Source organism: Geminocystis sp. GBBB08, assembly GCF_016743215.1.
Taxonomy (GTDB): Bacteria; Cyanobacteriota; Cyanobacteriia; order Cyanobacteriales; family Cyanobacteriaceae; genus Geminocystis.
In genome coordinates, this window is the sequence record NZ_VRZC01000063.1 from 1 (window position 1) to 19556 (window position 19556).

The following is a 19556-nucleotide window of genomic DNA, read 5'->3' on the forward strand; positions in this document are numbered from 1 at the left end:
GCCTCAGTGGAGGTGACGGTAACGATACCCTCATCGGTGGTGATGGAAATGATACCCTCATCGGTGGTGGCGGTAATGACACTCTCACCGGTGGCACTGGTTTAGATTCATTCCGTTTTAACTCTGCTTCTGAAGGAGTCGATCTCATTACTGACTTTAACGTAATAGATGACACAATTCGAGTTTTAGGCAGTGGCTTCGGTGGTGGTTTAGTAACTGGTACATTATCTACTAATCAATTTAGTGTTGGTTCATCGGCTACAACTTCTGCTCAACGTTTCTTCTATAATTCTAGTAATGGTGGGTTATTCTTTGACGTGGATGGTAGCGGTGCAACAGCGGCGGTACAATTTGCCACCTTAAATACTGGTTTAGCTTTGACTAATGCTGATATTGTCGTTATATAGTCTTCTAAATGGTGGGCATTGCCCACTCTACATTACTATTTTATGACGGAAATAAACGCTAATTATGACGAACCATGGAAAAAAGAAAATTAGGAGCAATTGATGAAAATTTAAAAATGCAAATAAAAGCCTTAAATATTGAGGATATAGAAACCTTAGCAGAGGATTTATTTGATATGGATTCGATCGAAGATTTACAACAATGGCTAAGTAAATTCTAATTTTGATCTTTACACAAATCTCAACAGTAGCTTGAAATATAGCTACTTTTTTTCTTCTGCATATAAACTGATAACTTCTTTCAGGTTTTCTAAAACTTCTTCCATCGTTTCACCTTGTGTATAACATCCATGAAAAATAGGAACTTCTGCCCAATATCCTTCTTCTTCGGCTTTATGAATTATGGCTTTGACTTTCATCTTAGTTTGATTTTAATAACTAATTGTTCTCTATAAACTTAAGTTAATTATAGTCAATAAAAACTTTTTTTATGATACCTAGTTTTGAAATAATTGTAGTGTTACCTGATCTCGATATAAAATTATCGGTAAACGTCAGACGCTTAGGACTAGGGGACGATTCGACTAGGAGAGAATAGACTTAAACATTATTAAACTTGATTTTATATAATTATTTATCAAATTTAATTCAGATGTTGAGTCATTTGGACAACTATCTCCCCCATCTTCTTCTCACCCCCCTCCTCCCTGTCTTGCCTACATCAGTTTTTTTCTGTCGAACTCAGGTAGTGTTTTAGAGATTCCTCTATCCCTCGCAATGATAAGGAGTTCGATCGCACAGCGCCACCTTTGGCGATCGAGGTTTTTTGACACTCCCATGCCGTCATGCGATGGGATTCTTGGTTCATCGAGTCAACTTATTTAAACCGATTGCTCGACTTAAACAGAGGTTGTTCTCTCCCCAAGCTTTGATTTCGCTATGCTAAGCGCGTATTTAGTCCAAGTCCTTTTGCTAGTATCTTAATTGCTGAATTATGATCTCTGTGCAATTTGATACCACAATTAGAACATTGATGAGTTCGAGTGCTGATTATTACCTTTTAATTTAAACTCTAAAACTATCATCAGATAATAAAATTTGCCAAAACTATGTTATTTTTAATACTAACACCATTATCTTAATCAGTTGCAGATGCGATCGCACAACACCACTTCGTGATCGAGGTTTTGGGATTGCTTCGTACCTCCATTCATAATGTAATTACCAACTTGACTATAAATACTGCTTAATGTCTAACATGAGCCGAAACTAGAAGATACAAGATATATTTTATGGTAAACTTAGAGTATTTTTTTGTGTTTATATTATCTTAAAACCGTTAATTTTTATAGCCTTCTGATTCCCAACAACTAACCTTACTTAAGTTAAATTAAAAATAAAACTAACTTTGTCTTCTTTTCCTAGGGCAATGCGATCGCCCGATTTTAAACGGTGACGATTTCCAGTGGCTAAAGGAGTATGATTAATATAAGTTCCGTTAGCACTACCAGTATCTTCAATATAAAAATTATCGCCGTCTTGAATAATATCAGCATGAATACGGGAAACTATTTGAGAATTAGGAAAACCAGAAACATCAATATCAGGAGGGCTTTTTTCGTTAGGTTTACCGAGATGAATTACTGTTAATTCGAGGGGAATTTCTAAGATAACATTAGTTTGCACATGAGTAAGAATGGCTTTTCTGGATTGAATCTGAGTTTTGTTGCTATTAACTATGTCAGTAACAACGGAAGAAGGATTAACCATAAAATCTTCTACATCAACACTATCAATATCTTTCAAATCTGTAATAATATCTGTAATAATTTCTGATTCACTAACAACCCCTGTCACAATATTTGTCACCCCTTCATCATTACCAAAATCTAAAGGTTTTTCTTCTAAATTAAAATCACACTCAGGACATTTATTAAGATAATTTTCTATAAAAGCACCACAACTAGGACAAATAATCATAAAAATTAATAATTGATAATTTATAATTGCTAATTACTTATAAACCAGATTAACTCTCCTTGAGGTTTAATTAGTTTACTCGGATATTGATTACTGTCTCCTGTTTCACTAAAAACCTGCTGTAAAGCCTCTTGTTTATTACTACCTGATACCAAGAAAATAACGCAATTTGCTTGATTAATCAATGGTACAGTAAAAGTTAATCTTAAGCTATCTTCTTTATTCCCCACGGTGATTAGGCGATCGCATATCAGTAAGGCTTTAGTATGAGGAAAAAGAGAAGCAGTGTGACCATCATCACCCATACCAAGTAAAATTAGATCAAAAGTAGGAAAACCGGAAGTTATACCAAAAAAGTCAAGTAATTGTTGATTATGTTTATCAGCATCAGCTTGAGGATTGTTACTGGTTGTTGGCATGGGATGAATATTCGTGGCGGGAAAATCTACCTTATCTAACCAAGACTCTCGTGGCATTTTTTTGTTACTGTCGGGATGATTCGGCAATACATAACGCTCATCACCCCAGAATATATGAATTTTATCCCAAGGTAAATCTGTCTTGGCAATAGCTTCATAGATAGGTTTAGGTGTATTACCTCCTGCTAGAGCAATGGTACAAATATTATTTTTGGCGATGGCATCTTTAATTTTAGTAATAATCAATGATGTCGCTTCGGTAATTAAAGCATTTTTATCAGAAACATTGTTAATTTGTGTCATAGTTTTAATTAATTTATGATGGTTAATTAGGAATTATCAATTATTGCCTTACTTTTAAATTTATTTTGTCATAACTATTGATAGATAGGGTAGTCGTTTTTATTTTAGCCAAGCAATGAGAATAATTAATAAAATAGTGCTTTCTAAAATTTGAAAATGTAAAGCTAAATTTTGCCACTCTTTAATAATAAATAATTTTATTACAGTAATTTTAGTGTGCCAATTTAATCGTAAATCTTTAATATTGTTTAGCCATAATTGAGGATTATCCTTTTCTCGCCATTGGTAATTAAGAATAGATAAAATGAGGGAAAAACCACCTATTTTGACATTCATAAGAATATGTAAAGCAATAGTAAAAACAACAACTAATAATGAATATAGATGTAAAAAATACCAAAAATGATTTAACTCGCCTTTTGGCAACCATTTTTCATCCATCATTTTTCCGCTAAAAAAAGCAAAAGTTAAGGCAAAAAGACTAAAAGTATTAGTAAGGCGATGAAGACTGTACCACCATATCGGTTTATTAATAACTTTTAATTGTTTTAAAGTATCATTTTGAACTAATTTTTTCCCACCTCGATGAAAAGCATAAAGAATAAAAAAGGGAAATATTAATAATGAGAATAAACCAAAAGTGCCATGAATACCCTCAATTTCCTTCCAATCAGGTAAAAAAATTTTTCCCCAACGTCCATCATAAGTATTATAAGTCCAAATAGCTGTTGCGATCGCCAAAATAACGAAAAATCCTTGCAGATTATGGATAATTTTTAATAGCAACGGTTGATATGGCTTATTCATGAATTGTTAATTCCTCATGGTTAAAATTTCATAGCCATTATTGGTGACTAAAACCGTATGCTCAAACTGTGCTGATAGTTGTTTGTCGGCGGTTACAACTGTCCAACGATCTTTTAAAGTACGAGTGTGTTTTTTTCCTGCATTAATAATAGGCTCAATTGCTAGTGTCATTCCTGCTTTTAATTGTACATTAGGTAAATCTTTTGTGCGAGTATTAAATACTGAAGGCTCTTCGTGTAAGTTCCTTCCGACACCATGCCCTACAAAATTTTCTACCACCGTGAAGCCATTTATTTCCACATAATCTTGAATAGCGATAGCAATATCCATTAAGTATTTACCAGCTTTCACCTGCTCAATACCTTTATACATAGCCGTTTCAGCGACTTCCAATAATTTAACAGTGCTTCTTTTTACCTTCCCAACAGGAAACGTAATGCAAGAATCGCCATGAAAACCGTGATAAAATGCACCTGTATCGATTTTAACTATATCTCCCATTTGAATCACTTTTTTAGGGTTAGGAATACCATGTACAACTTCATCATTGATACAGGCACAAATAGAGGCGGGAAAACCATGATAACCTTTAAAGCTAGGAGTCGCACCCATTTCCCTAATTCTTTTTTCGGCATAATCATCTAAATCCGCCGTTGTCATCCCGGGTTTAGTTATTTCGCTAATTTCTTTTAAGACGGTAGCAACTATTTTGCCCGAAATCCGCATTATTTCTATTTCCGCCTCGTTTTTTAATTCTATCCCTTTCTGACTTTTTTTCAGAGGAGGTAGTCCTTTTGTTTTAGGATGGTTTTCTCGCTTATTCTTATTTGGATTAAACAGTAAATCTCGTAAGTTTTTCATATTTTTGATAATTAATTTTAAATTCCTTATTACTTTACTAAAAATAATTAATTCCTACAAATTACTTATTTTTAATTAATGGTAATTTTTCCTGTCATTCCAGCTTCTTTATGGCCTTTAATAGAGCAATATAATTGATAAATACCTTGTTTTTCAGGGATAAATACCCATTCGGCATTCCCTTCGGGCTTTAATTCTAATTCATGAATTGCCCCTTTTATTTCTACTTTTCCAGCTTGTACTTTTTGTGTCCAACTAGCATCAGCAAAGTCTTTTGCTGTAAAATAATGTTTTTCAGGGCTAGGATTATCAAGAATTAATTTATATTTTTGTCCTGCTTTAAAATCAAATTGATTAGGGATAAATTTTAATTCTCCTTGGGTATTTCCTAAACTTATATTTACGGTTTCAAAATCTATATTTGCTTCGACTTTTAAGGGAAAATTAAAAGAAATAACACAAATTAGAAGGATAATAAAAAGATTTTTCAGTTTCATTTTTTATAATTTTTATTAATTTATCAGTTTGTAGTTACCTATCTATAACGGCTAAAGTCGTCACTACGAACTTTAAAAAAATATACCGTTAATTTGACATTGTTACTTAATCAATAGGGTTAATATTTTGAATAAATTTGGGTATTGCCCACCCTACTTAATCTAAAAATTTAATTCCTAATTATTAAAGGTATTTTTGCAAAATTTGTGCTAATTTTTCTTTAGTTTTTACAGGTGCTGTATCTAAAGGAGTTAAAATAGCAGTTTTTAAGGCTGAATGGGCATCACTGATAAAAGGCTTTTCTTTGATTAATTTTACCGTTTCTCTAATCACTTTTTGGGCATTAACAGCATTTTGATGTAAATTTTGAATCACAGTTTCAACGGTAACGTGTTCATGTTCAGGATTCCAACAGTCATAATCGGTAACTAAGGCTAGGGTAGCGTAAGCAATTTCCGCTTCTCTTGCCAGTTTGGCTTCTGTTAAGTTTGTCATGCCAATGATACTCGCACCCCAACTACGATAAAGGTTAGACTCCGCAATGGTAGAAAATGCTGGACCTTCCATACATACATAAGTACCACCATGATGTAAGTCAATATCCGAAAAATCTAAATTTCTCACGGCTTGGGCGATAATATCTCCTAGTTTGTTACAAACGGGATGTCCGAAACCGATATGTGCTACAATGCCTTCTCCGAAAAAAGTTGATTCACGATTTTTGGTGCGATCGATAAATTGATCAGGTATAACTAAATCTAGGGGTTTAATGTGTTCTTGTAGTGATCCAACGGCAGAAGCTGATATGATATATTCGACCCCTAATTGTTTTAGGGCATAAATATTAGCTCTAAAAGGTAATTCTGTAGGTAAAAAGTGATGATTTTTGCCATGACGGGCGAGAAAAACGACTTTTGTTTTATCTAAAGTGCCAACGATAAAATTATCAGAGGGTTTACCAAAGGGAGTATCAAGAGAAATTTCTTGCACATCTTGTAAGGCTTCCATTTTATATAAACCACTACCGCCAATAATACCAATTTTTATTGTTTCCATTGTGCTATTTTTACTCTAAAAAATATTCTAATTTATTTTACTAACATTTTGGTGTCGATTTTTTTTGTTAGTCGTGATTTATAAATAGCTAATTTATGTTAGATTTTTGATAGAAAGTTTAGGGTGAGACTTCTCACGGCATTGAGTTAATTTTAAAATGAACAATCATGATCAAAAATCCTCAAATTACTATACTTGGTGCTGGTGCTTGGGGAATGACTTTAGCTCATTTATTAGATCATTCTAATCATCATTATCGAATTTGGTGTCGTCAATCATCAGAATCTTTAGAATCAATGGTGACATCTACAGATATTATTATCTGTGCAGTATCCATAAAAGGAGTTAGAGATATTATTGACAATTTACGCAAAATAAAATTAAAAGAAAATACGATTATTGTCACCGCTACAAAAGGTTTAGATTTTGAGACAACCCACACTCCTTCACAAATTTGGCAAGAGGCTTTTCCTTCTTATCCGATTGTGGTATTATGTGGTCCTAATTTATCCAAAGAAATTAATCATAATTTACCCGCCGCAACAGTAGTTTCTAGTAAAGATAATAAGGCGGCGGAGTTAATTCAAAATATTTTCGCTTCTGATTTTTTTCGAGTCTATATCAATAATGACCCCCTTGGTACAGAATTAGGTGGTACATTAAAAAATGTTATGGCGATCGCATCAGGGGTATGTGATGGTTTAAAATTAGGTACAAATGCCAAAGCAGCTTTATTAACAAGGGCATTACCTGAGATGATTAGAGTTGGCACTTATTTAGGTGCATCCAAAGAAACTTTCTTCGGCTTATCAGGATTAGGTGACTTATTGGCAACTTGTGATAGCCCATTATCTCGTAATTATCAGGTAGGAATTGGTTTAGCACAAGGAAAAAATTTAGATGATATTTTAGCTCATTTGGAAGGCACAGCCGAAGGAATTAATACCACTAATGTTTTAATCAAACTTGCCCAAAAAAAAAGCATTCCCGTACCTATTTCTTACCAAGTTTATTTATTATTAAAAGGGAAAATTAGTGCTGAAGAAGCCCTACAAAATTTAATGGCTAGAGAGTTAAAAGAAGAATTTTGCTATATTCAATTTTCATAGTTAACTCACCTTACTCAAAATTAAGATAATTAGTTTATTATTAGTTATTAAGTATAGAGAATAAGTAATGGATGGTTAATCGTTAATCGTTAATCGTTAATCGTTAATCGTTAAATAAATATGACAAATTTTCAAACTCCACAATGGGTTAAAGATGCCGTTTTCTATCAAATATTTCCTGATCGCTTTGCTCAAAGTAAGCCTAAGATTAATTACCCAGGTTATTGGCAATCATCAAATTTAGAGACTTGGGAAGTAATGCCGACTCCTCAAAAATATAAAGGTGGTAACTTCTGGGGCATTATTGACAAACTGGATTATTTACAAGATTTAGGTATTAATGCTATTTATTTCACTCCCATTTTTCAGTCAACCTGCAATCATCGTTATCATACTCAAGACTACTATCAAATTGACCCTTTATTAGGGGGTAACTTTGCTTTTCAAGAATTTCTCAAACAAGCTCATGATCGCAATATTAAGGTAGTATTAGACGGAGTTTTTAATCATGTAGGCAGAGGTTTTTTTTATTTTAACGATATTCTCGAAAATGGTCCTCATTCTCCTTGGTTAGATTGGTTTAAAATTGAAAATTGGCCTCTTGCCCCTTATGATGGTTCTCAACCTGCCAATTATGTAAGTTGGGTGAATAATCGAGCTTTACCGCAATTTAACCATGATAATCCTCAAGTAAAAGAATATATTATGCAGGTGGGAGAATATTGGATTCAACAGGGTATTGATGGTTGGCGTTTAGATGTGCCTAATGAAGTGCAGACAAAAGGTTTTTGGCAGGAATTTCGTAGCCGGATTAAAGCTATTAACCCAGAAGCGTATATTGTCGGAGAAATTTGGGTAGATGCCCGTCAATGGTTAGATGGCACTCAATTTGATGGGGTAATGAATTATCTTTTCACGGAATCAACTATGGCTTTTGTCGGAGTAGATCGCATTTTACGACAATATGTTGACAAACCAACCTACGAACCTTATCCCCCTTTATCCGCCGAGGAATATCAAGTAAAAATCCAAGAATTATTGCAATTATATCCTTGGGAAATTACTTTAACTCAATTAAACTTATTAGCTAGTCATGATACTGCTAGACTTTTAACTATCGCTGGAGGAGATATAAATACAGTAAAATTATCAACTTTACTATTATTAACATTTCCAGGAGCCCCTAGCATTTACTATGGTGATGAAGTAGGATTAGAAGGTGGATTAGATCCTGATTGTCGTAGAAGTTTTCCTTCTCAACAATATTGGAATTTAGACTTATTAAAATATCATCAAGACTTAATTCACTTACGCCATCAATATTCTGCTTTACGCACAGGTGACTATCAAATGTTATCCGCCCAAAATGGGGTTTATGCTTTTAGTCGTAATCTTGATCAAGAGACAGTAATTATCGCCGTTAATAGTAATATAATATCATCGAGTATAGTTATTAAAAATATATCATCTTCTTTACCTTATCGAATAGTATTTGGTGAAGGAGTTTATCAATTAAAAGAAACAAATTCTATAACAAATTTATATTTAACCTTACCTTGTCGTCAAGGTATAATTTTGGCAAACAGCATCACATAATTAGGGAGATTAATACGAATCAATATTAAAAAAAATAAAACAATAACTCCTAAAAATTAGTGATGACAAAACAAACTAAAAAAATTCAAAAGAAAAAGCAAAAAAGAAAACATCTTACTTTTATTCCTTGTCAAAAATTAGCAACTTCTAAAAATCTAAAATTAAGTATAATTAAACCTCCTTTAGATATATCTTTGCTTAATTTTAATCGCTATGAGTTGACAAATGATCAAGATGAATTTTATTATAAGCTGGTTTGCATCTAAGTTGAACCTTTAGGGTAGGGAAGAGGGAAGAGGCAACCGATAAACGTTTGAGTCAAGGCAAAGGGTTTAAACCCCTTGTTAGGAATTAATAAAAACACTAAGTTAAATGCGTCAAGTGCTTAGTTTTCTAACTTTAAAAGAAGTTCATAAGTTTTTAATAAATTTTGCTTCTTATTACTATCTATTTGATAACTCTAATAATAACTTATTTTAGCTAAATAATTGACCATTAACTAAAATAGTTTAAACTTGAAAAATACTATAATCAATTAATCACATAGGCAATAACAACTTGACATTAATGTTTACACCATTTCAATTATCAGGTATTGGGCTTCATTCAGGAAAAAAAACTACCGTGAAAATTTCTCCTGCAGAAAAAGGAAAAGGGCGCTATTTTATGAGAGTAGATTTACCAAATAAACCAATTATTCCTGCTACTATTGACTCCATTGCTACCACTACTTTATCGACAGAATTGAGTAACGGAGATGCTAAAATCAGGACTGTCGAACATTTATTAGCGTCTTTGGTGGCTTGTGGTATTGATGATGCTCAAATTGAGATTAACGGCAATGAAGTTCCTTTGTTAGATGGTTCTGCACAAAATTGGGTAAATCAGCTTGACGATATTTCTCGTAAGCCTTTTGAGTCTTCAACTGGCATTATTACTGAAGCTATTTGGGTGAGAAAAGATGATGCTTTTTGTGTTGCCTTTCCTTCCTCAGAAATCAAATTCAGTTATGGTGTTGACTATCCTTATCTTGTCTTAGAAAATCAATGGTATAGTTGGTATCCTCAAAGAGAAAGTTTTGTAACAGCGATCGCACCTGCTCGTACTTTCGGTTTTGCCGATCAAATTGAACAATTACAAAAAGCTGGTTTAATTAAAGGGGGTAGTTTAGAAAACGCCTTAGTCTGCGATAAAAATGGTTGGTTAAATCCGCCTTTGAGATTTGAAAATGAAGCCGTCAGACATAAACTATTAGACTTTATTGGTGACTTAAGTTTATTAGGTAAAATTCCCCTCGCCCATTATTTAGCCTATAAAGCCAGTCATCAACTTCACACAGAATTAGCAAAAAAAATCAAACTATTTTTAGATGTTAATCATTAGATTTTTTATCATATTTAGGCAAAAGGTAATTCTGCTTCTATCAGATAAATTTATTCTTTTATGTCAGGTTTATTTCCACAATTATCAATAGAATGTTTCTCGCAAAGACGCAAAGGCGCAAAGAAAAGTACAAAATGTTTTTAAATTTTTAAGTTTGCGCATCAATTCAACTATTAACTATTCTGGTATAATGGTGGTTTGTGACTAAATATGCTAACTATAAAAAATTTTCTATTGAATAGAGGTAAAAAAAATGGCAAAAAGACTACAATTATTGTTAAATAAAGATGTTAACAAATTAGGTAAAAGAGGCGATTTAGTTGATGTTGCACCAGGTTACGCTCGTAACTATCTCGTGCCTCAAGGTTTTGGAGTATTAGTAACTGAAGGTATTTTACGTCAAGTTGACCAAAGAAGAGAAAAAGAAAGATTACGTTTATTAGCGATTTTAGAAGAAGCTAAATCTCGTAAAACTGCTTTACAAACTATCAATAATTTTGTCATTCGTAAGCAAGTGGGCGAACAAGATGCTATCTTTGGTACAGTCACCACTCAAGAAGTTGTTGATATTATCAAGCAAAATGCTGGTTTAGAAATTGAGCGTCAAGCTATTACTTTACCTGAAATCAAAAAAATTGGCAAATATCCCACTGATATTAAACTTCACGCAGAAGTTAGCGCACAAATTATCATCGAAGTTGCACCACTTTAATTTAAGTAAGGAGACTCTTATGACTCTTATGACTAGGAGAGATTTTAATTGTTAATTCCTAATTCTTAATTCCTAATTCTTAATTCCTAATTAACTTCAGGCAATTATCGCATTTACCACAACGGAAATTTGTCGAAGGAGAAAAGCCAAAAGCTGATAATAAAAAACTCCAACGACATATTTTAGTGGTTAAATATTCATGGGTTTGTTGAATCAATTTTTTTTGTCTATTTATCAGCAATTTTATTGATTGATGAGTTTTTGAAGGGGTTAAATGATAATTATAAGGATCAATCCATCGCAATTGTTGGCTACTATTTAAAATGGATAAATATAGTTGATAGTTAGGGTTATTAATTTTTTTCGATAATTCTTCAATATTTCCCTCTGTTGGTATTTCTCTTAAAAATCTTTCGGCTTGTTGATAGAGTTTGATTTGTTGGTTTAAAAAATACTCTCTTCTATTTTTATCTTCTGGATTCAACCAACCACTAGCTTCACTAATCAAGGTTATAACTTCCGTAAGTTTTCCGTCTCTGCCACCTCTCCCAATTTCTTGGATATATTCTGATAATAATAACGGTGCTTGGTAATGAAAAATCCATCGTAAGTTACTTTTATTTATACCCATACCAAAAGCACAAGTACAAACTACGAATTTTATTCTCTCCGTTAGCCAATCAGATTCCACTTTTCGGCGAATATCACTTCTTAACCCACCGTGATAGGCTTGATTGTCATATCCTTCTTTATTGAGTAAATTTGCTAATTCTTCGCTATCTTTTCTTGTGCGTACATAAATTAAGCCACTTTCTGAGTTTTTTCTCTCAATATATTTAATTAACTCTTGTTTTCTTCCTCTTGGTGTCCAAATAGTTTTTACTTGTACCTTTAAATTATCACGATTTGGACTGATTAAAAATTTTTCAGGATTGGATAGTTGTAAGGATTCGATAATAATTTTTTGGGTGTTAACATCTGCCGTAGCTGTAAAACAGGTGATAGAAATTTTGGTATCTAATGGTTTATAATTAAGTAAGAATGGGCGAATAGTGCCTAAACGCCGATAAGCCGGGCGAAAAGACTCTCCCCATTGTGCTAAACAGTGAGCTTCGTCTAAGATTAAACCATTAATTTTGATGATAGGATTACTAATTATTTCCCAGATTGGCGGTGAAAATAAGGTTTCTGGGGATAAATAAAGCAATCTTAATTGTTGTGATTCTAACGCTGAAATGGTATTTTTACGATCAACTTTATTCACTTCGCTGTGTAAAATTCCGGCTGGTAAATTTTTCTCTCGTAATTCTTGTACTTGATTTTCCATTAAGGCTACTAAAGGAGAAATAACTAAAGTTAACCCTTCTTGTAATAACGCTGGTAACTGAAAACAAAGAGATTTTCCTCCTCCCGTTGGCATGACAATTAGACAATCTTTTCCTGTCAAAATTGCTTTTATAATTTCTTCTTGAGGTTGTCGAAAATCCTCATAATCCCAATATTTTTTGAGAGTATCTTTTAATCTTGGTATCTTATTTTCCATGTCATCAACAATTACTTACCGAAAATAATGTTTCAATTTACACAAATGATTTAAAATTGCTATATCCTCTAATATAGATGATTTATCTATAAATTTAACCATAATGAAACAATTATTTAAGGAGAAAATAGATAAGTTTTTATTAAATGTAAAAATTCCCTATCTTTCTTTTTTAGTTTCTCGTAATAAAGAGCTTGAAAAACTTGCCAGAGATTTGGAAAATATCCGTCAAAAACAACAAAATATTCTTGATAAATTAGGTACTAAATTTCGCTCAGAAATCGATGACAAAGATTCAAGATACTTTATGTCCAAAAATGATACGTTTCAAGTAGAAATTAAACCATTTAATGTTTATCCTCATACTTTTATTAAAGTAATAAATAAAGAAAATATTTTTGAAGAAAAATTATTATATAGTCATTTAGGATTAGCAAAATTAATTACAGACTATGAATTTAATGATGTTTTAGATATTGGTTCTCGTAATGGTACAAGTGCAAGACTATTTTCTTTTTTAGGTAAAAATGTCACAACTATCGAAATGTCAGCAGATTTTGAAGCTGATTATGTAGGAGATTATTTAGATGTTTCTTTCCCTCAAAAATTTGATGCTATTTGGTGTAGTCATGTATTAGAACATCAAAGAAATATAGGTACTTTTTTAGACAAAATATATCAAGATTTGAAAGAAGATGGTATATTAGCAGTTACTGTACCTTCTTCATTATGCCCTTTAATGATTGGACATCCAAATATTTTCACCCCTTTACATTTAGTTTATCATTTAATCTTAGCAGGTTTTGATTGTCGAAATGTGAGAATAAAATATTATGATTGGCAATTTACAATTTTATTGCAAAAAAAAAGTAATGGCATCAAATCTATCAGTTTAGCTTCTACTCATTATCCTGATTCAACTTCCATTGCTTTAGTAGAAGATTTATTAAACTATTTTCCCTTAAAAATTCCTAAAAATGGTCATATTTGGGGTGAAATAGAATCTTTAAATTGGAATTAAAATAGTTAATAGTTAATAGTTGATAGTTAATAGTGATGGGGTGGTAAAACAGGCATCTTGCCTGTAATTCTAAATTCTAAATTCTAAATTCCCCATTGTTATCGACTTCTTTGCCACCATGTAACCATAGATGCAGAAAAAGCTAATCCCGGAATAATGAATAAAGCTAACCAACCAATTAAACCTGCTTGAAAAGTACTAAGATTAATTCTACGATTAGTTGGCTCTTTTGGGCTAATAGATAAAGTTGAATTTTCCTCCGATGCTAACCATCCCACCGTATTGACAAATAAGTCACCGTTTAATTGTTGTTGAAACCAACCATCTGTAGCAAAGTTAGCATTACCGATAACTACCATTCTTGTTTCCTCCGGTAGCGATTTTGATGTTATTTGACTGTTATTTTTTTCCTCTGAAGGAGTTTTCATGGTTGGTGGTAAGGGTAAATCACTATCATTTTTTTCTCTAGATTCTTCTTTTAATGCTTTGTTTTCCTGATTTTTAATACTTTTATCATTTTTATCGTTTAAGTTATCTTCTTGAGCCTTAGAAGTGTCTTTTAGATGATTTTTTTTAGCTAATGCTACTCCTATATTTAATGGTCCGGGTAAGTCAACTTTAGAATCTAATTCTACATTTTCACCTTCAGGGTTTTTTTCCCCCCATGATAGGCTATTAGTAATTAAAATGGGCGTTAGGGTGACATCTTTCACAGTTTCGGTTATGATTGGTCTTGCCCAAGGAAACAAACTCATACCATTACCAAAATTTTGAGTGATAGGATGGACTCCATAATCAACAATTATAGTAATAGAAGGACCTAAACCGAAAGTTTCTCCTGTGCCTGAAGCGTCAACAACTAATCTTTCATCAAATTTAACTCCCCATTTTGTCAAAATTTTATCCAGATTAACATTACTTCCAGCATTATACATCACTAATAAACTACCACCATTATCGACATATTTTTGAAGAATATTTATCTCTCCTTCTAATAATTCTTTCTCCGGGTTGCTAATTATCACGACATTGGCATCAGGAGGAATTAATGGAGAAGTTGCCAGAGTTAGAGGATAGACTATATAACCTTTATCTTTTAATCTGATGATGGCTTGAGATAAACTAACTTGTCCTTCTTCCATGGCAGACTCCCCATGACCTTGTAAAATATAAATTATCCGTTGGGTTGTTTGTTGAATTTTAGCGATGGCATTGGTTAATTTTATTTCTGAAAGACGATTATCAGGAGATATAGTTTGTACTAATTGTTGTTTATTATCATACTCTATATAAACATCTCCAAGACGAGTCACATTAAATTTTTGTGCTAAGTTAATATTAACTTGAGGATCAACAAATTGATATTGAAATTGATCATTTTTTCTACCATAATCTTGTAATAATTTGCGATCAAAATCATTAGGAGGGGAGTCAAAAACATATACCTTCAAAGGTTGACTTAAATTAGTCATTAATTGTTGAGATTGAGGGGAAAGAGTATAAATATTGTTTTCAGTTAAATCTAATTTTATGGAGTATTTTATGGCTAAAAAATTCACTAAACTTAAGATTAATAATAAAGCAAAAGTAGAGATAATAGCATTCGTGCCAACTTCTACACCTCTTTTACTAAAAAAACCTTTATTAGTATAGAGAAAAATACTGATACCGCTAATAACCAAGAAAATACCAACAGTAGCAATTATGATAATTAAAATGCTGCTATTATCATTAATCTGTCTTAACACAAAAGCTAAGGATATAAAAAAAATTCCTAGAAAAAATAAGTAGTTATTATACCTTTTCATCTTGAAAATTAAGCTAAGTTTTTCCATATATTAAAAATGAATTTTTGAAAGTTGATGATTATTCTAATAGTCTCAGAAGTAAAATATCTAAGTTTATCCATATTTTAGCTAATGTTCGCCTTTTAAATATTCATTCTATGGATAAGCTAGGAAAGCATTTAAGTCGTCTGGTGAAGGAAGGGAAAAGGGAAAAGAGAAAAGTCAAAACAAGGGATTTAAACCTCTTGTTAAGAATTAATAAAAAATGTCAGTTAAACACGTCTTAGATTACACACAGTTATTTTATGATCAACTATGGCTATACTTTACCAGTTTTTGCTACCGCTTCAGCCGTATCTGCTTTGCAATATTTACAAAATAATTATCAACAAAATCAAGTAATAATTGACTTAATTAAACCAGCTAAATTTGCTACTATTAATATTGAACAAATCGCCAAAATAAATTATAATCAAGCCTTAGCTATTACTAGATCCGCTCCCGGAGATAATTTAGATTTAACTCGTGATACTCCTATATGGGCGATCGTAACTTTAACACCGAATACTGAAACTAAGTTAATAATTGAAGGAGGAGAAGGCATTGGTAAAATTGTTAATTTAGAAGGAAAATCTGCCATTTATTCTTATGCTCAAAAATTATTAGAAAAAAATTTATTAGACAATTTAAACATTACTGCTATTGTGGAAGTAAAAATTATTTTGCCTGAAGGGAAAAAACTTGCTCAACGCACTTCTAATTCTGCCTTTGGTGTTATAGACGGTTTGTCATTATTAGGCACGACAGGAATTTCGCAACCTTTAACCAGTAAAGAACAATTAGAATTATATCAGCAAGAATTAATTGAAAAGGCGAAAATTTTTGATAATTTAGTATTTAGTATTGGTGAAAATGGCTTAGATTTAGCAGTAAAATTAGGTTTTAATTCTGAACAATTAATTAAGACAGCTAACTGGTTAGGTTCGATGTTAGTTAGTGCATCTGTAGCTAAACTTAATTCAGTTATTTTGTTAGGTTATCACGGTAAATTAATTAAATTGGCAGGAAATATTTTTCATACTCACCATCATTTAGCTGATGCTAGATTAGAAATTTTAACAGCAATTAGTGCTAATCTTGAGTTGCCAAATAATATTATTAAACAAATATTCACAGCAGAAACAACAGAGTCAGCGTTACAAATTTTAAAGAGTTTTGATCGAGAGAATAACAGTCATTTTACTGATCAAATTTATCAATTTATTGCCAATAGAATAGAATATAATGCTCAAGAATATATTAAAAAACATTCTGAACATTTTGTCAAAATTGGGGCTATTTTATTTGAGAGAAACCGCAGTATAATTGCCATGGGGGATAATAGTAAATTGATGATTAATAGTTAATAATTTACTATCTAAATAAATACCTACTATGGGAGTTGTAAAATTTTTTATAGGTGTTAGCTATCGGCTTTTAGGTATAGTAAGATTTATAGATTTATAGATTTATAGATTTATTTTTTAATCTTTAATTATTTACCAATGATTTAGGATTACTATATTTTAAATAATATTTATTAAATGTTAATCTAATCTTAATTTTTAATTGTTATGGTAATGATTAACTGTGAGTTTTGAATTATTAATGGTGTTAGATTCTTTTTTAGTTTGCGGATTGGGAAGTTTAGGGAAAAATTGCGTTATCGCCCTAAAAAAATTTGGGGTGAAAGTTGTGGTTATTGAAAAAAATGCCCCTCCAGATGACGAAATTAAGGATTTATTACCTCTTATTGACTTATTAATTATTGGTGATTGTAGTAATAAAAATATATTATTACAAACTAACATCGAAGAATGTCGAGCGGCTTTGATTGTCACTACATCAGAAAAGGTTAATGTTGCCACTTCTATAGCCATTAGACAATTAAACCAAAAAACGAGACTGGTAATGAGATCGGCACAAAAGAATTTGAATAATTTATTGAGTCAACAATTAGGTAACTTTATTGCTTACGAACCGACACAACTACCAGCTAATGCCTATGCTTTATCAGCGTTGGGAGAAGACATATTAGGTTTTTTCAGTTTAGAGGAACAAAAAATTAGAATTAGTAAGGTTAAAATTAAGCAATCTCATCCTTGGTGTAATTATGATTCTTTATCTGAATTAAATAGTCGTAGTCGTCGTATTTTGAGTCATTATCAACCATCAAAATCTGTGTCATCTACTTTTAATCAGTGGAATCCTTATACTAAAATTTTACCCCAAGATACTATTATTTATGTCGAAACAGAAGATCATTTTCGTCTTTCTTCTCAAAATATTAACGGTAGAATGACTCATCAATCTTTCCTTAGAAATTTACTTAGTTTTATAGAAAAAGTTAAAGAGATATGTATTAAATATTTTAAAAATTTTTGGTCATTAAATCAGCAACAACAAGTTAAAGGAGTAGTCATTTTTTCTTCTTTGATAACGTTAATTTTATTAATTACTGGTACTTTATTATTTAAACATTATTATGATAATTCTAGTATTTTATCATCTTTTTATGTAACTGCTATTTTATTATTAGGAGGATATTCTGATTTATTTGATAGTTTTGAACCTATAGATTATATCCCCGAATGGCTACAATTTTTTAGTCTTGGTTTAACTTTAACAGGTACAGCTTTTGTAGGGGTATTATATGCTTTATTAACACAGGCTTTATTATCTTCTCAATTTCAATTTACTACCAAAAAACCTGCGATTCCTACAGAAAATCATATTGTTATTGCCGGTTTTGGAAGAGTAGGACAACAAATAGCTGAACAACTCCAAAATTTAAAACAATTTGTTTTAGCTATTACTTTTAACTCTAATAGTGAAATTTCTAATTTGTCAAATTTTCCTCTTATTGTTGGTAAGTTACAAGATAGTCTTCCTTTAGCAAATTTAGATAAAGCTAAAAGCATTATTATTGTTACTGATGATGATATTCTCAATCTTGAAGTTGCTTTAATGGCACAAAATTTTAACCCTCATCTTAACATTGTTATTCGTACTAATGGTGATGGTTTTAGTGATAATTTAACTCAATTATTACCCCATGCTTCTGTTATTAGTGCCTATGAAGTGGCAGCGGAAGCTTTTACTGGGGCGGCTTTTGGAGAAAATATACTGGAATTATATCGTTTTGAGCAACAAACTATTTTAGTGACGGAATATCAAATTACTTCCGATGATACTTTACATAATTTATTATTGTCTGACATCGCCTATGGATACGGAGTTATTCCCCTTTTTTATTGTGGTAATGGTAGTTATAACCAAATTTTGATGCCTTCTGATGATATACTTTTAGCTATCGGCGATCGCTTAATTGTTTTGGCTACTATTGAAAGTTTAAAAAGCATTGAACAAGGAAAAATTAAACCAAAACAGTGGCAAATAGAAATTACTTCGGTGAAGTCAGATATAGGTATTTTTGAAGGTACAAATGCGATCGCAAGAATTACAGGTTGTTCGTTAAAAATGGCAAGGGAAACAATGGAAAATATACCCCAAGTTTTGCCTGTAAATGTATATCGTCATCAAGGGGTAAGGTTAATTAACGCATTGAAAAAAAATCAAGTTTCGAGTAAACTACATCATGTTACTTAATTATCTTAAAGGAATAAATACCCATTACACTTCTGTAACAAGTCACGGCAACGATGCAATGGGCAATGAGTAATAGGCAATGGGCTATAGGTAAGGATGCAATGGTAAAATCTTCATTTTAAATTCTAAATGTTAAATTTTGTGGTTACTTGTTCTACATTTTGAGGAACAACTTTAAATTAGAGTCTTGTTACTTATACCAGTAATCCTACCCAATTAATTCGGTTTTCCCTCTACTAAGCTTATAAAATTCATGGCATTATCAGAATAACAATAAAAGTTAAATAATTCTTGCTTAAATAATTTATAAGGAGGAAAAATTATGTCTTTAGTTCGTTTTTATCCTTTATCAGATATTAGCAGTTTACATCGTCAAATGAATCGACTTTTTGATGAAATTACTTCTTGGGAAAACACTAATAACAC

The 19556-nt window shown here is 31.7% G+C and carries 20 protein-coding genes and 1 pseudogene; 10 read left to right on the top strand and 11 right to left on the bottom strand.

Annotated features, from left to right (window positions below; translation table 11 throughout):
• Together FWJ34_RS09930 and FWJ34_RS09935 are read left to right on the top strand one after the other, a co-directional pair.
• A pseudogene (locus tag FWJ34_RS09930) lies at positions 1–407 on the top strand (calcium-binding protein); the annotation flags it as partial.
• Between the two features lie 74 nt (positions 408–481).
• Positions 482–628, top strand: a complete 147-nt coding sequence (locus FWJ34_RS09935; RefSeq protein WP_308255162.1) for a DUF4351 domain-containing protein — start codon at positions 482–484, stop codon at positions 626–628.
• A gap of 42 nt (positions 629–670) precedes the next feature.
• Here the strand turns inward: FWJ34_RS09935 and FWJ34_RS09940 are convergent, their stop codons facing one another.
• The 9 genes from FWJ34_RS09940 to FWJ34_RS09980 form a co-directional block, all read right to left on the bottom strand.
• Positions 671–826, bottom strand: coding sequence for a type II toxin-antitoxin system HicB family antitoxin (locus FWJ34_RS09940; RefSeq protein WP_308255163.1), 156 nt, complete (start codon positions 824–826; stop codon positions 671–673).
• Between the two features lie 302 nt (positions 827–1128).
• Complete coding sequence (locus tag FWJ34_RS09945) at positions 1129–1275, bottom strand: hypothetical protein (RefSeq protein WP_308255164.1); 147 nt, start codon at positions 1273–1275, stop codon at positions 1129–1131.
• Positions 1276–1344: 69 nt separating this feature from the next.
• Positions 1345–1461, bottom strand: a complete 117-nt coding sequence (locus FWJ34_RS09950) for a zinc ribbon domain-containing protein (protein WP_396231825.1) — start codon at positions 1459–1461, stop codon at positions 1345–1347.
• Positions 1462–1787: 326 nt separating this feature from the next.
• Complete coding sequence (locus FWJ34_RS09955; RefSeq protein ID WP_308255165.1) at positions 1788–2387, bottom strand: FHA domain-containing protein; 600 nt, start codon at positions 2385–2387, stop codon at positions 1788–1790.
• A gap of 29 nt (positions 2388–2416) precedes the next feature.
• Entirely contained in the window at positions 2417–3109 is a 693-nt protein-coding gene (gene pgl, locus FWJ34_RS09960) for a 6-phosphogluconolactonase (RefSeq protein WP_308255166.1), read from the bottom strand.
• A 99-nt stretch (positions 3110–3208) separates the two neighbouring features.
• Entirely contained in the window at positions 3209–3916 is a 708-nt protein-coding gene (locus FWJ34_RS09965; RefSeq protein WP_308255167.1) for a cytochrome b/b6 domain-containing protein, read from the bottom strand.
• Positions 3917–3922: 6 nt separating this feature from the next.
• Positions 3923–4777: a type I methionyl aminopeptidase gene (gene map / locus FWJ34_RS09970; RefSeq protein WP_308255168.1), complete on the bottom strand. Its 855-nt coding sequence runs from the start codon at positions 4775–4777 to the stop codon at positions 3923–3925.
• Between the two features lie 71 nt (positions 4778–4848).
• The gene (locus FWJ34_RS09975; protein ID WP_308255169.1) at positions 4849–5274 is read right to left on the bottom strand and encodes a plastocyanin/azurin family copper-binding protein; all 426 of its coding nucleotides are present in this window, start codon (positions 5272–5274) and stop codon (positions 4849–4851) included.
• A gap of 184 nt (positions 5275–5458) precedes the next feature.
• Complete coding sequence (locus FWJ34_RS09980) at positions 5459–6331, bottom strand: S-methyl-5'-thioadenosine phosphorylase (protein WP_308255170.1); 873 nt, start codon at positions 6329–6331, stop codon at positions 5459–5461.
• A 167-nt stretch (positions 6332–6498) separates the two neighbouring features.
• Between FWJ34_RS09980 and FWJ34_RS09985 the strand changes: the two genes are divergently transcribed.
• From FWJ34_RS09985 to rplI, 5 genes are all read left to right on the top strand, one after another.
• The gene (locus FWJ34_RS09985; RefSeq protein ID WP_308255171.1) at positions 6499–7440 is read left to right on the top strand and encodes an NAD(P)H-dependent glycerol-3-phosphate dehydrogenase; all 942 of its coding nucleotides are present in this window, start codon (positions 6499–6501) and stop codon (positions 7438–7440) included.
• A 120-nt stretch (positions 7441–7560) separates the two neighbouring features.
• Positions 7561–9036, top strand: coding sequence for a glycoside hydrolase family 13 protein (locus tag FWJ34_RS09990; protein WP_308255172.1), 1476 nt, complete (start codon positions 7561–7563; stop codon positions 9034–9036).
• A gap of 62 nt (positions 9037–9098) precedes the next feature.
• On the top strand, positions 9099–9302 hold the full coding sequence (locus FWJ34_RS09995; RefSeq protein WP_308255173.1) for a hypothetical protein: 204 nt from the start codon (positions 9099–9101) through the stop codon (positions 9300–9302).
• Between the two features lie 301 nt (positions 9303–9603).
• Complete coding sequence (gene lpxC / locus FWJ34_RS10000; RefSeq protein WP_308255174.1) at positions 9604–10419, top strand: UDP-3-O-acyl-N-acetylglucosamine deacetylase; 816 nt, start codon at positions 9604–9606, stop codon at positions 10417–10419.
• 253 nt (positions 10420–10672) lie between these two features.
• A complete protein-coding gene (gene rplI, locus FWJ34_RS10005) occupies positions 10673–11131 on the top strand; it encodes a 50S ribosomal protein L9 (protein WP_308255175.1) in 459 nt (152 codons plus the stop codon).
• 79 nt (positions 11132–11210) lie between these two features.
• On the opposite strand, the gene FWJ34_RS10010 is transcribed toward rplI, so the two are convergent.
• Entirely contained in the window at positions 11211–12674 is a 1464-nt protein-coding gene (locus tag FWJ34_RS10010) for a RecQ family ATP-dependent DNA helicase (RefSeq protein WP_308255176.1), read from the bottom strand.
• A gap of 103 nt (positions 12675–12777) precedes the next feature.
• Here FWJ34_RS10010 and FWJ34_RS10015 point away from each other — a divergent pair, with 103 nt between their 5' ends.
• Positions 12778–13695 (top strand): class I SAM-dependent methyltransferase, encoded by a 918-nt coding sequence (locus FWJ34_RS10015; protein WP_308255177.1) that lies wholly within the window; start codon positions 12778–12780, stop codon positions 13693–13695.
• A 98-nt stretch (positions 13696–13793) separates the two neighbouring features.
• Here the strand turns inward: FWJ34_RS10015 and FWJ34_RS10020 are convergent, their stop codons facing one another.
• On the bottom strand, positions 13794–15443 hold the full coding sequence (locus FWJ34_RS10020) for a Gldg family protein (protein ID WP_308255178.1): 1650 nt from the start codon (positions 15441–15443) through the stop codon (positions 13794–13796).
• Positions 15444–15787: 344 nt separating this feature from the next.
• On the opposite strand from FWJ34_RS10020, the gene cbiD reads away from it, so the two are divergent.
• Together cbiD and FWJ34_RS10030 are read left to right on the top strand one after the other, a co-directional pair.
• Positions 15788–16888: a cobalt-precorrin-5B (C(1))-methyltransferase CbiD gene (cbiD, locus tag FWJ34_RS10025; RefSeq protein WP_308255179.1), complete on the top strand. Its 1101-nt coding sequence runs from the start codon at positions 15788–15790 to the stop codon at positions 16886–16888.
• Between the two features lie 223 nt (positions 16889–17111).
• On the top strand, positions 17112–19130 hold the full coding sequence (locus FWJ34_RS10030; RefSeq protein WP_308255180.1) for an NAD-binding protein: 2019 nt from the start codon (positions 17112–17114) through the stop codon (positions 19128–19130).
• Positions 19131–19556 lie beyond the last annotated feature (426 nt).

Coding starts and splice junctions, on each gene's coding strand:
- pgl (WP_308255166.1), bottom strand. CDS start 3,109: ATGACACAAATTAACAATGTTTCTGATAAAAATGCTTTAATTACCGAA.
- FWJ34_RS09995 (WP_308255173.1), top strand. CDS start 9,099: ATGACAAAACAAACTAAAAAAATTCAAAAGAAAAAGCAAAAAAGAAAA.
- FWJ34_RS09955 (WP_308255165.1), bottom strand. CDS start 2,387: ATGATTATTTGTCCTAGTTGTGGTGCTTTTATAGAAAATTATCTTAAT.
- rplI (WP_308255175.1), top strand. CDS start 10,673: ATGGCAAAAAGACTACAATTATTGTTAAATAAAGATGTTAACAAATTA.
- FWJ34_RS09935 (WP_308255162.1), top strand. CDS start 482: ATGGAAAAAAGAAAATTAGGAGCAATTGATGAAAATTTAAAAATGCAA.
- FWJ34_RS10010 (WP_308255176.1), bottom strand. CDS start 12,674: ATGGAAAATAAGATACCAAGATTAAAAGATACTCTCAAAAAATATTGG.
- map (WP_308255168.1), bottom strand. CDS start 4,777: ATGAAAAACTTACGAGATTTACTGTTTAATCCAAATAAGAATAAGCGA.
- lpxC (WP_308255174.1), top strand. CDS start 9,604: ATGTTTACACCATTTCAATTATCAGGTATTGGGCTTCATTCAGGAAAA.
- FWJ34_RS09980 (WP_308255170.1), bottom strand. CDS start 6,331: ATGGAAACAATAAAAATTGGTATTATTGGCGGTAGTGGTTTATATAAA.
- FWJ34_RS09945 (WP_308255164.1), bottom strand. CDS start 1,275: ATGAACCAAGAATCCCATCGCATGACGGCATGGGAGTGTCAAAAAACC.
- FWJ34_RS09940 (WP_308255163.1), bottom strand. CDS start 826: ATGAAAGTCAAAGCCATAATTCATAAAGCCGAAGAAGAAGGATATTGG.
- FWJ34_RS09990 (WP_308255172.1), top strand. CDS start 7,561: ATGACAAATTTTCAAACTCCACAATGGGTTAAAGATGCCGTTTTCTAT.
- FWJ34_RS09985 (WP_308255171.1), top strand. CDS start 6,499: ATGATCAAAAATCCTCAAATTACTATACTTGGTGCTGGTGCTTGGGGA.
- FWJ34_RS09965 (WP_308255167.1), bottom strand. CDS start 3,916: ATGAATAAGCCATATCAACCGTTGCTATTAAAAATTATCCATAATCTG.
- FWJ34_RS09975 (WP_308255169.1), bottom strand. CDS start 5,274: ATGAAACTGAAAAATCTTTTTATTATCCTTCTAATTTGTGTTATTTCT.
- FWJ34_RS10015 (WP_308255177.1), top strand. CDS start 12,778: ATGAAACAATTATTTAAGGAGAAAATAGATAAGTTTTTATTAAATGTA.
- cbiD (WP_308255179.1), top strand. CDS start 15,788: ATGATCAACTATGGCTATACTTTACCAGTTTTTGCTACCGCTTCAGCC.